The sequence below is a fragment of the Legionella rubrilucens genome (assembly GCF_001468125.1).
Lineage (GTDB): Bacteria > Pseudomonadota > Gammaproteobacteria > Legionellales > Legionellaceae > Legionella_C > Legionella_C rubrilucens.
This window is the reverse complement of record NZ_LNYT01000007.1, coordinates 93515-108586: the sequence shown is the minus strand read 5'-3', so window position 1 is coordinate 108586 and position 15072 is coordinate 93515. Positions and strand designations below refer to the sequence as shown.

Genomic DNA, 15072 nt, shown 5'->3' with positions numbered 1-15072 from the left:
GATTGATTTCATTCGCAAATCCTCGCTAAAATTCAGGCACTTTTAACCCAAGGATGCCTATGAACCGCCTGATTCGCTTTTTCACTCTCTTGTTGACCCTGTTAACCCCCTTTGCCGCATCGGCCACTCCGGATGTTCTACCTGACCCAATCCAACTCGCCATTGTAAAAAAGGAGACAGCGGGTGACCATCAAAACGTATTTTTTAAGCTCGTCAACGAAAAAACGGGAAAACCCGTGTTATTAAGCGACTTAAAAACGGTCCACACACGCCGCATCCATTTACTCATCATTGACCAAAGCCTTGACGATTACAGTCATGTACACAGCCGCCCGACTAAAGAACCAGGCATTTATCAGTTCCGTTGGCAACCTCAAAACAACAAGGGCAATTACAATGTCTGGGCCGACATTACCCTAAAGCAAGGCAATCAGCATGCCTACCTGCTCGCTCCTCTCATGAGAAACAGCACTAAACCGGCAGTTATTAACCGAAAGCCTGTTGCAGAGTCCACGGTGGAGGGTTTCCACTTCGCCCTGTCGTTTGATCCGCCGCAAGTGCGTGCCGGTCAGGCTGCCATGGGAAAAATGGTGGTCACCGACAACCAGGGCAAGCCCGTGACCTCGCTTGAACCCGTGATGGGCGCATTTGCCCATCTGGTGGGCTTTGATGATGATTTCAAAACTGTGATTCATATTCACCCTATGGGCAAAGAACCTGCCAACCCGGGCGATCGCGGCGGGCCTGCGCTTGAGTTTCATCTTGAAGCGGAGAAAGCGGGATTTATCAAATTGTTCGCCCAGGTGAAAATTAACGGGCGCGAATTGTATGTGCCTTTTGGCATCAGGGTAGACTAAGGGCGGGCTGGATTAGCCCCGCCCCGGATGAACAGCCGTTAATCCAGTAATCCCAACTCGATGACGGCATCACGTTCCTGACGCAGCTCGTCCAGTGTGGCATTGAATTTACCCTGGCTGAATTCATTCATCGGCAAGCCTTCGATGACTTCCAGACGGCCGTTGGTGCGGCGGCAGGGGTAGGAGAAGATCAAGCCTTTATCGACACCGTACTCGCCGTTGGAGCTTAAGCACATGGAGAATGATTCGTTGGCCGGCGTGTCATTCAGCAGGTTGTTCACCCCGTGAATGACGGCATTGGCTGCCGAAGCGGCAGAAGACAGGCCGCGTGCTTTTAAAATGGCCGCGCCGCGTTGCTGAACCGTGCTCACAAAGGTTTCTTTTAACCAGGTTTCATCATTGATGACGCTGGCTGCCGACTTGCCATTGATTTTGGCATTGTAAAAATCAGGGTACTGGGTGGAGGAATGATTGCCCCAGATGGTCATTTCAGTTATCGCGGTAATGTCGACACCTGCTTTTTTAGCCAATTGCGTGCGGGCGCGGAGCTCATCCAGCGTGGTCATGGCAAAGAATCGTTCCGCTGGAACGTCTTTCGCGCTGTTTTTGGCAATCAGGCAATTGGTGTTACAGGGATTACCTACAACAAAAACACGGACATCATCGGCCGCATTGTTATTAATGGCCAGCCCCTGCTGAGTAAAAATACCGCCGTTAATTTTCAATAAATCAGAGCGCTCCATTCCTTGTTTGCGCGGTACGGAACCCACTAACAGAGCCCAGTTCACCCCGTTCATGGCCTTATTCAGATCCGATGTGCAGACAATGCCGTCCAGCAGAGGAAATGCACAGTCGTCCAGTTCCATGGCGACCCCTTCCAGCGCGGGTAACGCCTGCTCCAGTTCCAGTAACTGCAGTTTGACTTTGGTATTGGGGCCAAACATTTGCCCGGAAGCAATGCGAAACAGTAACGCATAACCAATCTGGCCGGCAGCGCCTGTGACAGCAACGGTAACTTTATTCATTATTTTTTTTCCTCATTTAACCATTTTTTAACCAATAAAAGCGCGGCAATGCTCCGTGCTTCAGAAAAATCGGGCCTCAATAACAAGTCATCGCTGGCGCTTAACGGCCACTCGATGACATCCAGCGGTTCCGGCTCGTCTCCTTTCAGTCGGGAAGGATACAAGCCTCTGGCTAAAATCAAATCAATGCGGGCGCCAAAATAGCCGGGTGCCAGCGTCATTGATCGGATCCAATCCACTTGCCTGGCTGCAAAGCCTGCCTCTTCCTGCAGTTCGCGGTTTGCAGCGTCGGTTACTGATTCGCCCTGCTCAATCAATCCCTTGGGAAAAGCCAGTTCGTAGCCATCGATACCGGCGGCGTATTCACGAACGAGAAGTATAGACTCACTGGCCGTCAATGCAACCACCAGCACCGCCCCATGTCCGTGGCTGCGGATACGCTCATAGATGCGTTGGGCGCCATTGGAAAAATGCAAATGCAATTGCTCAACCGTGAACAGATTGGATTTCGCAATGACCGTTTTTTTCTTACAAACCGGTTTTTCCCGCATTTCCTCTACCTTAAGGGCCGTTCCAATGAGCATCACGTTTTGTGACAAAACCGTAATCATGATACTATTGCCCATTCCAACAAGCCAGCCTGATTTTGTTTCATGTTACCCACGTCGCTGTATATTCACGTTCCATGGTGTATCCGCAAATGCCCGTATTGTGATTTTAATTCACATAAAAGCCCGGACAGCCTGCCCGAAGAGGACTACGTTCGTGCCTTGATCGACGATTTAAAGGCCGACATCGCAAGGCATCAACGCACCCTGCTGCAAAGCATTTTCATCGGCGGCGGTACCCCCAGCCTGTTGTCCGGCCAGGCCTACGATCGCCTGCTCACAGAAGTCAATCAATTACTCGACTTCAGCCCGGACATTGAGATTACCCTGGAAGCCAATCCGGGCACGGTGGAACAGCAGCGTTTCAAGGCGTATCGACAGGCTGGGATTAACCGGCTGTCGCTCGGCATCCAAAGTTTCAATCCCACCCACCTCAAACGATTAGGGCGTATTCACGATGACGCTCAGGCTCACCGTGCCATTGACAGCGCAAGGGCGGCGGGTTTTGACAACATGAATCTGGACATCATGCACAGCCTGCCTGAGCAAACCCTTCAGGAAGGGCTTGACGATTTACGCACGGCCATAAGTCATCAGCCGCAGCACATTTCCTGGTATCAACTGACGCTGGAACCCAACACGGTCTTTTACAAGCAACAGCCGCCTCTTCCCAGCGATGAATTCACGGCCGATCTGGAAGACCAGGGCTTTGCGATGTTGGCTGAGCACGGGTTTAAACGTTATGAAATTTCCGCATTCAGCCAGCCCGGGAAGGCATCGCGCCATAATTTGAATTACTGGCTTTTCGGCGACTATTTTGGCATCGGCGCCGGCGCGCATGGCAAGCTCACCTCGGCGGATCATCAGGTGCTTCGCACGCGAAAATACCGTCAGCCCAAAGACTACCTGAACCCAGACCATGCCTTTTTGGCGGCTGGCGAACGAATCGATGAAGCCTCGTTGCTGTTTGAATTCATGCTCAATGCCACCCGCCTTGAGCAAAAAATACCGAGGAGCTTATTTAAAGAAAGAACCGGCCTGTCTGACGAAGGCCTGACGGCCAGATTACAGCAGGCCGCGGAGAAGGGGTTAATCGACCTGCAGAAGAACGATTGGCAGGTGACTGAACGAGGACGGCGTTATACCAATAATCTGCAGGCGTTGTTTCTTCCAGAAGACTAAGCTGCTGTTTTTTCAACCCTTCACAATTGCCTGGCTTTCGCTGATAATGAGTCTTTCCTCAGCCAGGAGGTTACATGCTCAGTTTCTTTTTATTCCTGTTTGTCGTTATTGTTGCCTATTTGTGCGGCTCGCTCTGCTCGGCAGTGATTGTGAGCCGCCTGTTTTCGCTGCCTGATCCCCGCGTGGAAGGCTCCAAAAACCCGGGCGCCACCAATGTGTTGCGATTATCAGGTAAAAAATACGCCATCATCGTGTTAATTGGCGACATGTTAAAAGGCGTACTCCCCGTGTTACTCGCCCGTCTGCTCGATGCAGGCCCCGTGACCATGGGATTTGCTGCCTTTGCAGCTGTCATGGGCCACATGTACCCTGTGTTTTTCCAGTTTCGCGGCGGCAAGGGCGTAGCGACTGCCTTGGGCGCTCTGCTGAGCTTAAACCTCATCCTTGGGGCATTGGTGATTGTAACCTGGCTTGCCATCGCCCATTACACCCGCTACTCCTCGCTGGCATCCATCGTTGCCATCATCTTAGCCCCCTTGTATGCCGCCATGACCATGGGCAACATTGAAATCATCCCGCCACTTTTCTTTATTACTATTTTTGTTCTTTACCAGCATCGCGATAACATCACCCGCCTCATTGACGGGGAAGAACCCAAAATACGTTTCAAGGACAAGGAGCATCCCACCGTCACCGAAGAGATTTTATCGCCGCCCCAGGGCCGCGTGATTACTGAGGAAGACATTGAAGGGGAAGTCACCGCGGTTGAACTCATCGATGAGCAGGAGAAGCCCGCGTCAAACGTCAGTCAGGAAGCGGCAGAGAAACGCGCCGCCAGTCCTAAAAAAACGACCCGCGTCAGCAAGGCGAAAAAGCCGGCCAAAGCGGCAACAACGGAAACCAAAAGTGCTAACCCGCGACGCAAGAGCCCAGCCAGGGACACCAAAAAATCCTAAATTGACTCGCTTGTCAGCGGCCAGCGTGCTTTGACTTCAATCGCCTGGCTGCTGTCTTGCTGATTGTTCCCGGCATGCAGAAAACCGGCAAAAGCCACCATCGCCCCGTTGTCGGTACAGTATTCAGGCCTCGGAAAATACACCGTCCCCTCAACAGCCTGCATTAAAACCTGAAGGGCAGCGCGCAGCGCCCGGTTTGCTCCGACACCACCTGCCACCACCAGACGGCTGGCTGCGGTTTTTTCGACCGCCCGTCGGCATTTGATGACCAGTGTGTCAATCACCGCGTTTTGAAAGGCATAGGTAATCCCGCGTCGGGCGGAATCGTCTTTGGCACTGTTCTGCCAGCAGGTGAGGGCATGGGTTTTAAGGCCGCTGAAACTGAAATCGAGCCCGGGCCTGTCCGTCATGGGCCGCGGAAAAGGTGCGAAAAGCGTTTGTTCGGCGGCAGAGGCCTGATCGGCCAAAGCGGCCAATTGCGCCCCGCCCGGATAAGGCAGGCCCATGAGCTTGGCGGTTTTGTCGAAGGCTTCGCCGACGGCATCATCCAGCGTATCGCCCAGAAGGCAATAGTCTCCCAATGCCCGCGCCTCAATCAATTGGGTATGGCCGCCTGAAACCAGCAGCGCTAAAAAAGGAAACTGCAAGTCGGGGCTGTCGAGCATGGCCGCTAAAAGATGGGCTTCGAGATGATGGATGGCCAAGGCCGGGCGATTTAAACTGAAGGCTAAACTTTTAGCAAAACAGGCGCCGGTTAACAGAGCCCCGATTAAACCGGGTCCGGCGGTGTAAGCCACGACATCAATGGCAGCCGCATCGACCTGTGCCTGACGCAACACGCTCTCCGTCAATGGAATTAAATGATTCACATGATCGCGGGAAGCCAGTTCCGGCACGACCCCGCCGTATTGCTGGTGAAGCGCAATCTGGGAGTGCAGGGCCTGGGCAATCAGTCCGCGCTCGCCATCGTACAGGGCGACGCCTGTTTCATCACAGGATGATTCTATTCCCAGAACTAGCATTGACACCTCGACCAATCAACCAATAAAGCGTGCAGTATAGCCAAAAGCCTTGCTGCCTGCCAAAAAACAACTATTATACCCAAACTTTGACAAAATAAGTTCAATAAACTTGACGAACACCACAACTGGCACTAGAATTGCCAACCTATTGTTTTTAATTATACCAGAGGACTAATTAATGCCTACCGTTCGTGTGAAAGAAGGCGAAAATCCTGAATACGCACTGCGTCGTTTCAAGCGCTCCTGTGAAAAAGCAGGAATTTTAACCGAATTACGTCGTCGTGAATTTTACGAAAAGCCCACGGCTGAGCGTAAACGCAAACAAGCAGCTGCTGTCAAACGTCACCTGAAAAAAATTTCGCGTGATACCAGTTCTCGTCGTAGTCTCAAACACAGACGTAAGTAATGATGAGCATTAAAGACCGCATAAGTAATGATTTAAAAGACGCGATGCGTGCCAGGGATAAAATGAAACTGGATGCGCTTCGCCTGATTACTGCTGCTGTCAAGCAAGTGGAAGTTGACGAACGCATTACTGTCGATGATGAACGCATGCTGGTTATTCTTGATAAAATGGCCAAGCAGCGCAAAGAATCCATCGCCCAGTTCAACACCGCCGGACGTCATGATTTGGTCGCCCAGGAGCAGTTCGAACTGGATCTCATCAGTCAGTATTTACCGGAACCCCTCTCGGAAGACGAAGTCAATCAGCTGATTTCACAGGCCATTGTCGAAGTGAATGCTGAAAAGATGAGTGACATGGGCAAGGTAATGGCCCATTTGAAGCCCCAATTGCAGGGCCGTGCCGACATGAGTAAAGTCAGCGCCTTAATCAAGACCAAATTAAGCTAACCCTTTGACATGACTGGCTTAATACCACAGCCATTCATTGATGAACTGCTAAGCCGCACGGATCTGGTCGAGCTTATTGATGGCTATGTGCCTCTGAAAAAACGAGGCAATAGCTACCTTGCCTGTTGCCCGTTTCATAACGAAAAAACCCCCTCCTTCAATGTCGTCGCCAAGAAGCAGTTTTATCATTGCTTTGGCTGCGGGGCCAGCGGCAATTCCATCAGTTTCGTCATGAATTACTTAAACCAGAACTTCATTGAAGCAGTTGAAACCCTGGCGGCACGGGTGGGCATGCAGGTTCCACGTGACAATCACGGCGAAAAAACAAAGCAATCGCTGAGTCTTTACCAACTGTTAGCCAAAGTCAGCCAGCATTATCAGCATCACCTGAAAAACACCCCGGAAGCGATCAGTTACCTGCGGCAACGGGGGCTGACGGGTGAAATTGCCAAAAAATACCAGCTTGGGTTTGCTCAGGCCGGCTGGCATGCTCTTGAACAGCAATTCAAGGCCCAGCGCAGCGATCTCATCACAACCGGGATGTTAATCAAAAAAGACGACGGCAGTACCTATGATCGTTACCGCCAGCGCATCATGTTCCCCATCCATGATCGCAACGGCCGCATCATCGGCTTCGGCGGGAGGGCCATTGAGGCGGAACAGAAGCCAAAATACTTGAATTCGCCTGAAACCATTATTTTTCAAAAAAACCGTGAATTGTATGGTTTGCATCAGGTTCTGCAAAACAATCCGCCCCCTGACACCATTCTCATCGTCGAAGGGTACATGGATGTGATTGTTCTGGCCCAGCATGGCATTGACAATGCCGTCGCTGCTCTGGGTACTGCCACCAGCACCTACCATATCCAATTGTTGAGCAAGCATGCCCGCCAGCTTATTTTCTGCTTTGACGGCGATGAAGCCGGCCGCCAGGCCGCCTGGCGGGCCCTGGAAAATACGCTGTCGCAACTCAATTCAGGGCTTGATGCCAGCTTTATCTTTCTTCCGGAGGGGCATGATCCGGATAGTCTGGTGCGCGAGGAAGGCAGCGACCAATTTAAAGCCCGGCTTAAGCAGGCTTTGCCCTTAAGCCAGTTTTTCTTTGATACCTTAATCAAAGGCATTGATTTACGGCGCAGTGCAGGCAAAAGCCAGTTGATTCAGAAAGTGAAACCGTACCTGCAGACCATGACGGATGGGCCTTACAAGCAAATCCTCATTGATGAGCTGGCTCGTTTGACCCACATTGAAAATCATCGCCTGATGCACATGCTTGAAGACAAGAAGGAGCAGGCGCCGCTGAGTCAAAAAACCATCACCCGCTCCCCTATTCGCTTGGCCATTGCCCTGCTGGTGCAAAATCCCGAGATTTACCAACAGGCCAAAGCCCACATGCCGTCGATGGTACTGGATGGGGAAGGACAGGGCATTCTGCAGCAGTTGCTGAACCAGGTGGCCGCATCGCCGTCGATGAATACCGCTTCATTGATTGAGCTCTGGCGGGGGACTGATTTTTTTGATTCGTTAAACCGGCTGGCGGGATGGGATCATCAGGTACCGCAGGAAGCCCTCTCACGCGAATTTATTGATATACTACAATTTTTACATAAGCAAAATTTCGAAAATAAAATTGCCCAATACATTGCAAAATCACGAAAAGAGGGCTTAACTGTTTCTGAAAAGCTAGTGTTGCAAACCATGTTAAAAGAACGCCATCAGCCAGTGCGTGATAAAAAATAACACATGATTGACTAGCCTAATTATGATGGCGGGTTTATAATCTTAAACCTTTTTTGCAGATCTTAAATCAAGCATATAAGTAGACCTATGAACGATCAAGAACAACAGCGCTCGCAAATTACCAGAGTGATCAGCTTGGGTAAGGAGCAGAATTACCTGACCTATGCCCAGATTAACGACTTGTTACCCAACATTGTCGATACCGAACACTTTGATGTCATCATCAGCATGCTGGAAGGGATGAATATCAAGGTCTTTGAACTGCCTCCCAGTGAGGACGAGCTTGCGCTGCTTGGTAATACCGAAGAAGCACCGGAAGACGTGGAAGAAGCCGCTGCCGTTCTTGCCTCGGTCGATCAGGAAACGGGACGCACAACCGACCCTGTCCGCATGTACATGCGCGAAATGGGAACGGTCGAACTGTTGACCCGTGAAGGTGAAATCCGCATTGCCAAGCGCATTGAAGAAGGCATTTATCAGGTTCTTAAATCCTTAGCTCATTACCCAGAAACCGTGCAACTGGTTCTTGAAGATTATGATCGTGTCCAGGTTGAAGAAATGCGCTTGAGCGAAATCATCAGCGGTTTCGCCGATCTGGAAGAAGAAGCGCCGGCCTCAAGCATTGGCTCGATGCTCGATGAATCGCAACAGGATGCCCTGCTTGAAGAAGCCGTGGATGTGGATCTTGACGAAGAGAGCGAAGACGGCGAAAGCGGTCTTGGCGAAGCCGATGACGGCCCCAATCCGGAACAGGCGAAGATCTATTTTGATGATTTACGCGTCTGCTATGACGCCGCCATGGACAGCCTGCGTTCCAAGGGCCGCACCAATGCCAAAACCCTTGAGCGTCTGGAAGCCATGTCCGATTCCTTCCTGAAGCTGAAATTGACTTCGCGTCAGGTGGATAAGTTAACACGCCATTTCCGTCAATTGCGCAATCACATCCGTGAATTTGAACGCACGATCATGCGCCTTTGCATCGAGAAAGCACGCATTCCCCGCAAACTGTTTATTGATACCTTCCCGGGTCAGGAAACGGACATGAACTGGCTGGATGATTTAATCAGCAAGCAGGGCAAAAAACTCGATATGAGCCGTATCGATGAAAATGCGGAAGAAATTAAGCGTCTGCAAGCAAAACTGGCCTCGTTTGAAGAAGAATACGGTCTTAGTATCAGTGAAATCAAAGACATTAATAAAAAGATGTCCATCGGCGAAGCCAAAGCCCGCCGCGCCAAGAAGGAAATGGTCGAAGCCAACCTGCGTCTGGTGATTTCCATTGCCAAGAAGTACACCAACCGCGGTTTGCAATTCCTGGATTTAATTCAGGAAGGGAACATCGGTTTGATGAAAGCCGTGGATAAGTTTGAATACCGCCGCGGTTACAAGTTCTCGACGTATGCCACCTGGTGGATTCGTCAGGCCATTACCCGCTCGATTGCCGACCAGGCGCGCACCATCCGTATTCCGGTGCACATGATTGAGACCATCAACAAATTAAACCGCATTTCCCGTCAGATTTTGCAGGAAACCGGCCGCGAAGCCACGCCGGAGGAATTGGCGGTCAAAATGGACTTGAGCGAAGACAAGGTGAGAAAGGTTCTCAAAATTGCCAAAGAACCCATCTCCATGGAAACGCCGGTGGGCGACGATGAAGATTCGCATTTAGGCGATTTCATCGAAGACAACAACATTGTCTCCCCGCTCGAAAAAGCCACCGCCGACGGGTTACGCGAAGCCACACTGGAAATTTTGGAAACCTTGACCCCGCGTGAAGCCAAGGTTTTGCGCATGCGTTTCGGCATTGAGATGAACACGGACCACACGCTGGAAGAAGTCGGCAAACAATTCGACGTCACCCGCGAGCGCATCCGCCAGATCGAAGCAAAAGCCCTACGCAAGCTCCGCCACCCTTCCCGCTCGGAAAAACTCCGAAGCTTCTTAGAGGGCGACGACGCTTAACCCTCCCGCCCCCCCCCCAAACGCGCGGGGGCAACCGCGTTAAAGTGAAATTGTTCTAGCGTATTTTCAACGAAGCGTTTACAATTTCCACTCCCCCGCGGGCCCATAGCTCAGTTGGTTAGAGCAGCGGACTCATAATCCGTTGGTCCTAGGTTCAAGTCCTAGTGGGCCCACCAATTTAAGCCAGTAAAATCAATAAGTTACACTTGATACCTTAGTCACCTCAAAAGTCCTTGCGTGACTTTTGCGTGACCTACATTTAAAACCCTATAAAGCAACTACCTTTGAAGCCTGTTTATTTGCAGGCATTCTCAAATTTGGATTACGCAACAAAGTCAGCACTACCCCGCTTTTTTGTTTCTCACACACTTTATTCGCAGCACCATACAGATTTTGTAATTCTGCTGATGAATAATGCGTCGTAATCCGCCCTGAGCGATGACCAAGCAAATCCTGCCTGTCTTCAAAACTTACACCAGCTGCACGTAATCTCCGACCAAAAGTATGCTTGAGATCGTGAACACGCACCTGTTGAAGATTGGCTTTAATTCTTGCTTGACGCCATCCGGTTGATAAAATCCGAGCTAAAGGCTTCCCTCTAAAACTAAACACATGAGTAGGATGCTTGCCTCTCTCTTCTTCTACAACTGAACGAGCTGTATCATTACAAACAACTAATCGCTCTTCACCATTTTTTACCAACTCAGCAGGGATGATGAACACCATAATATGGGATAACTCTGGAATCTTTATTTCCCAATCCCAACGCAACTCACATATTTCCTGATCTCTACACCCAGTATTCACAGCAAATAATGCCATTTTTTCCAGATGAGAAGGTAGCTCATTAAAAAGCCGGTGTTGCTCATCCCAATTCAATGGATAAGGTTTACGCAGATCATGCTCCGGTAACAATTTAATTTTTGGAGCATTAATGATCCACGTTAAGCCATATTCATCCATCCATTCACTGGCAGCAAGATTGAGTATTCGCCTTACCACTTGTAAACCATGGTTTATAGTTCGAGTACTCACACCATCTTTCCTCCTACCTTCTACAAAAGGCTGAAGAGCTCCCATATGAATCGATTCGAGCGGCATATCTCCAATGTATTTCACTAACTCACGTAATCTTCCTGCATCATCATGAAGACTACGTTTGTGCTGATTCTCCATCAGAAATTTTGTTGCTGCTTCCATAAAACTTCTTTTAGGCCTGACACCATAAACAGTCGCCTGCCTTATTTCTTCAAGACGCCTTGCAAGATATTTTTCGGCCTCTTCGAGGTCGCTAGTACCAGTGCTTTCGCAAAGTCGGCGTCCGAAGACCTTCTTGTCAATGACCCAGAACTCCCCACGCTTTTGAAGCCCTGGCGTTCGTTTTCGTCCCATCTATCCATACTCCTGTTGATTGCTGCGGGACGACCACTACATTGCTTATAATCGTCTACCCAGGCGTCTAAATCAAGTCGATCGAATGCTACCCCTTGAGTACCAATAGGGATTTCAATTAAATTAGGTCTCACTGCCTCATTAAAACGATGACGATCCATACCTAGATAGGATGGAGCATCTCGCAGTCGAATGAGTCTAGGCAATACGTTTGAAATACTCATTTCACTCACCAAAAACACAAAAAGAAATTACCAACAAATCATATAACACGATTTGTTTTATTTATTACATCAAATTGTGTTTAAAAGATCAATAGCTATAGTAGAATTGAATAATCCCAATGAAGATTATAAAAAGTTGACAGGATGATGATAGGTTCATTTGTTAGATTTTTTGAGACAAACCCTTCTATCTAGGAAAGGAGGGTTTGATATCTGATAATAGATTACATTAGATTATTAAATAATATGGTTATAATTGATTTATATTGTCATGCTCAATACATCTGTGGGATGAGAGTACAATTTACCCTCACAAACCACTTTTGCACCATGCTTTTCATATAAGCGATTTAAACTAGGTTTTAGTGTATCTAGCAAAATCAAATCCGAGCCTGCCATAGCTGTTAACCGTTTTGCTTCTTCAATAATTTGCTTACCAAATCCTAAGCCACGGTATTCTTTATCAACATAAACGTACATAAGCTCACGTGAACTAGGAAGCTCATGCTCTAGTAAAGCAAACATCGCAACAGGCTGCCCTGCGTAAGTTCCAATATACACATCGTGGCTCAATGCATGCATCACGCCTTCCCGATATTCAACGCCTTTATTACGTATATATCCCCATTCATCTTCAGCCCATTTGGCTGCAAGGGGAAGATATTCCATGCAATCACTTAATCGTATAAAAGTAAGCTTGTGTTTTGCTAAAGCAGAACTAAATAACAACATCTTAAGTACCTCATTTTTAATAGGCTAAAGTAGATTCCAAACATATCAATCTTCTTCGACCTCGTTCACAAACCATTATGGAGGCTAACCCTATGATTGCTCCAAACATGTAATACCAAGCAGGTGAAATAAAATTACTTGTTGTATTCACTAGCCACATCATCACTATAGGAGTTGTACCACCAAACACTGAAATGCCTATATTGAAAGCGACTCCAAACCCACTATAACGATATTGATGAGGAAATAGAGTAACCATGTATGCGTTGAGTGGCGCATAAGTAATGGCAATCAAAATAGACATGAAAACCAATCCCATTGCAACCAAAACAACATTCCCAGTGGCAAGTAGGAAAAAAATGGGAATACTTAAAAGTAACATAGCAACCATACCCAATCGAATTACTTTTAACAACCCTACTCTGTCTGCTAACAAAGCAATAAATGGTTCAAGTGTGGCATCAACTGCTAAAGCTATGGTGATAATTAATGTAGCTAAACCAAGTGAAATATGAAAATAGCTATGTAGGTATGTGGCTGTATATACATAGGTTCCAAAAGTCATGATACTGACTAACCATGCTATCCCTATAATACCAACTACTGCCAAAGGTGTCTCTTTTAGCGCAGCTAGAAATGGCAGGTGTCGTTTATCATGTTGAACAATATTTTCATATTCAGGTGTTTCAGCAACATGGGTTCGTAAATAAAAAATCAAAATGCCAGCAATCAAAGCCAATCCAAAACCAATTCGCCATCCCCAGTCTGGCATAAATGAGGCCGTAAAGAATGAAGCAGCTAAGCCTGCTAGTATCAAACCAGTGCTGTAAGCCGAACTGGTTAAACAACCATACAATGCTTTTTTCTCAGTCTTAGCATGCTCAACAAGAAAAATAGCGGATCCAGTAAATTCGCTACTTGCGACAAAACCTTGAATTATCCTCAACAATGTAATAAGAAGAGGCGCTGTAATTCCAATATATTGGTAAGAAGGAACAATACTGATCATAGCTGTAGGGATCGCCATTGCTAAAATACTAAGAGTTAAAGCACGCTTCCTGCCGAACTGATCACCAATATAGCCAAAAAAAAGTGAACCTATTGGCGCTAATAAATAACCAACAGCGAATACACCAAAAGCACTTAAAAGCGAAGCAAATTGATTGTCGTTAGGAAAATAAGTCGCTGCAATAATTGGCGCGAAATACCCAAACAGCGCAAAATCATACCATTGTAATGTGGTGCCAGAAACTCCAGCAAATAATGCTTTACTCGAAGAGGATATGTTCATCAGCAACTCCTATGCTAATCAAGTTATTAATACCCATTTGGTCACATTTAAAAATTTGCCAGTCTAATAAAGCGACCCCACCAATTTTTTTATAAAAATGCCTGGCTTCTCGATTATTTCGAGATACCCACCACTCTATTCTTGAACAGTTATGCGCGGCTGCTTTACATGCAACATACTTGAATAAAGCACCCCCAATTCCTTGACGCCGATATGGAGGAGAAACATATAGATTCTCAATATAAATCCCCTGCGTTACATTGACACAAATGTTATTTTGAGTGTAATTGAACATCACCAAACCACAAATTTTTTCTTCCACCAAAGCTACACCAATGAAATGGTTAGGCTCATTACAGAAAAGAAGCTTACCAAGTTGTGATTCAGTTATTTTAATTTTATCCAGAATGTTCTCATATTTTGCCAGCTCCAGAATTATTGTATAAATTTGACTCAAATACTCAGATTTTGCTTGAATTATTGCCACCATAGGATATCTTAATAACGGTTGTAAATAATGTGATCATAACTATGAAGGATATAGTACTCATTCCCGGAGCATTGGCAACCCCTAAGCTTTGGTATCAGCAAGAGATATTTTTTCAGAGAAGCAGGCGACTTCATTATGTTGATGTGCTCAATAGCGATTCTATTGTGGAAATGGCTCATCGCTTTACCTCAATCGCCCCTAAAAAATTTACTTTAATTGGTTTTTCGATGGGGGGCTATGTTGCCCTCGAGTTATATCGTCATATTCCCAATAAAATTGAAAAACTCATCCTAATTAATTCCGCTGCAAAATTAGTGTCAGAAAAGGGACAATTAGAACGCGAGCGTTCTCTTGATTTAATGAACAAAGGGAAGTTTGATTTCTTAATCAAGCTTATCTTTAAAAACTCAATTTATGATAAAGAAAAGCACAACGTTCTATTACCCTTGGCCCAAGAAATGGCTAAGGAAGTGGGAGTTGAAAATTATAAAAATCAATTGAATGCGATTCTCAATAAGCCAGATCATTCATCATTATTATCATCAATTGAATGCCCAACACTATTGATTGCGAGCAAGCAAGATAACGTTATGCCTATTGAACGATCGGAGCATATGGCAAAAAACATCAAGCGTTCGGAATTAATTTATATTGAGGAATGTGGTCATATGGCCATGTTAGAACAACCAGACAAAATTAACCAAATATTGACTGATTGGTTGTAAGTAGTATCGATGTT

At 47.2% G+C, this 15072-nt stretch carries 15 protein-coding genes and 1 tRNA gene; 9 read left to right on the top strand and 7 right to left on the bottom strand.

The annotated features are described in order from the left end of the window. Window positions 1-59: 59 nt before the first annotated feature. Window positions 60-857, top strand: a complete 798-nt coding sequence (locus Lrub_RS04160; protein ID WP_058530937.1) for a hypothetical protein — start codon at window positions 60-62, stop codon at window positions 855-857. Between the two features lie 38 nt (window positions 858-895). Here Lrub_RS04160 and Lrub_RS04155 read toward each other — a convergent pair whose 3' ends face one another. Together Lrub_RS04155 and nudE are read right to left on the bottom strand one after the other, a co-directional pair. Further along, on the bottom strand, window positions 896-1885 hold the full coding sequence (locus Lrub_RS04155; protein WP_058530936.1) for a malate dehydrogenase: 990 nt from the start codon (window positions 1883-1885) through the stop codon (window positions 896-898). Continuing rightward, window positions 1882-2508, bottom strand: a complete 627-nt coding sequence (nudE, locus tag Lrub_RS04150; protein WP_420324340.1) for an ADP compounds hydrolase NudE — start codon at window positions 2506-2508, stop codon at window positions 1882-1884. Before nudE ends, Lrub_RS04155 begins: the two co-directional genes overlap by 4 nt. 27 nt (window positions 2509-2535) lie before the next feature. On the opposite strand from nudE, the gene hemW reads away from it, so the two are divergent. Both hemW and plsY read left to right on the top strand, forming a co-directional pair. After that, window positions 2536-3672 (top strand): radical SAM family heme chaperone HemW, encoded by a 1137-nt coding sequence (hemW, locus tag Lrub_RS04145; RefSeq protein ID WP_058530935.1) that lies wholly within the window; start codon window positions 2536-2538, stop codon window positions 3670-3672. A gap of 74 nt (window positions 3673-3746) precedes the next feature. Beyond that, window positions 3747-4628 carry a glycerol-3-phosphate 1-O-acyltransferase PlsY gene (gene plsY / locus Lrub_RS04140; protein WP_058530934.1) on the top strand — a complete coding sequence of 294 codons (882 nt, stop codon included), beginning with the start codon at window positions 3747-3749 and terminating at the stop codon, window positions 4626-4628. Here the strand turns inward: plsY and tsaD are convergent. Further along, window positions 4625-5650: a tRNA (adenosine(37)-N6)-threonylcarbamoyltransferase complex transferase subunit TsaD gene (gene tsaD, locus Lrub_RS04135; RefSeq protein WP_058530933.1), complete on the bottom strand. Its 1026-nt coding sequence runs from the start codon at window positions 5648-5650 to the stop codon at window positions 4625-4627. The two genes, plsY and tsaD, sit on opposite strands and share 4 nt — an antisense overlap. Before the next feature lie 178 nt (window positions 5651-5828). Between tsaD and rpsU the strand changes: the two genes are divergently transcribed. The 5 genes from rpsU (at window position 5829) to Lrub_RS04110 (ending at window position 10380) form a co-directional block, all read left to right on the top strand. After that, complete coding sequence (gene rpsU / locus Lrub_RS04130) at window positions 5829-6056, top strand: 30S ribosomal protein S21 (protein ID WP_058496738.1); 228 nt, start codon at window positions 5829-5831, stop codon at window positions 6054-6056. Window positions 6057-6058: 2 nt separating this feature from the next. Beyond that, window positions 6059-6502 carry a GatB/YqeY domain-containing protein gene (locus tag Lrub_RS04125; protein WP_058531540.1) on the top strand — a complete coding sequence of 148 codons (444 nt, stop codon included), beginning with the start codon at window positions 6059-6061 and terminating at the stop codon, window positions 6500-6502. Window positions 6503-6511: 9 nt separating this feature from the next. Beyond that, window positions 6512-8242: a DNA primase gene (gene dnaG, locus Lrub_RS04120; protein WP_058530932.1), complete on the top strand. Its 1731-nt coding sequence runs from the start codon at window positions 6512-6514 to the stop codon at window positions 8240-8242. Between the two features lie 87 nt (window positions 8243-8329). Next, window positions 8330-10204, top strand: a complete 1875-nt coding sequence (rpoD, locus tag Lrub_RS04115; RefSeq protein ID WP_058530931.1) for an RNA polymerase sigma factor RpoD — start codon at window positions 8330-8332, stop codon at window positions 10202-10204. A 99-nt stretch (window positions 10205-10303) separates the two neighbouring features. After that, a tRNA-Ile gene (locus Lrub_RS04110) sits at window positions 10304-10380 on the top strand. A 91-nt stretch (window positions 10381-10471) separates the two neighbouring features. Here Lrub_RS04110 and Lrub_RS04105 read toward each other — a convergent pair. The 4 genes from Lrub_RS04105 to Lrub_RS04090 form a co-directional block, all read right to left on the bottom strand. After that, a complete protein-coding gene (locus tag Lrub_RS04105; RefSeq protein WP_181387881.1) occupies window positions 10472-11596 on the bottom strand; it encodes a tyrosine-type recombinase/integrase in 1125 nt (374 codons plus the stop codon). Window positions 11597-12081: 485 nt separating this feature from the next. Beyond that, entirely contained in the window at window positions 12082-12552 is a 471-nt protein-coding gene (locus tag Lrub_RS04100; RefSeq protein ID WP_058530930.1) for a GNAT family N-acetyltransferase, read from the bottom strand. Window positions 12553-12568: 16 nt separating this feature from the next. Beyond that, window positions 12569-13843 (bottom strand): MFS transporter, encoded by a 1275-nt coding sequence (locus tag Lrub_RS04095; protein WP_058530929.1) that lies wholly within the window; start codon window positions 13841-13843, stop codon window positions 12569-12571. Next, complete coding sequence (locus Lrub_RS04090) at window positions 13821-14333, bottom strand: GNAT family N-acetyltransferase (RefSeq protein ID WP_058530928.1); 513 nt, start codon at window positions 14331-14333, stop codon at window positions 13821-13823. Before Lrub_RS04090 ends, Lrub_RS04095 begins: the two co-directional genes overlap by 23 nt. Window positions 14334-14374: 41 nt before the next feature. Here Lrub_RS04090 and Lrub_RS04085 point away from each other — a divergent pair, with 41 nt between their 5' ends. Then, the gene (locus Lrub_RS04085; RefSeq protein ID WP_058530927.1) at window positions 14375-15058 is read left to right on the top strand and encodes an alpha/beta fold hydrolase; all 684 of its coding nucleotides are present in this window, start codon (window positions 14375-14377) and stop codon (window positions 15056-15058) included. Window positions 15059-15072: the final 14 nt, after the last annotated feature.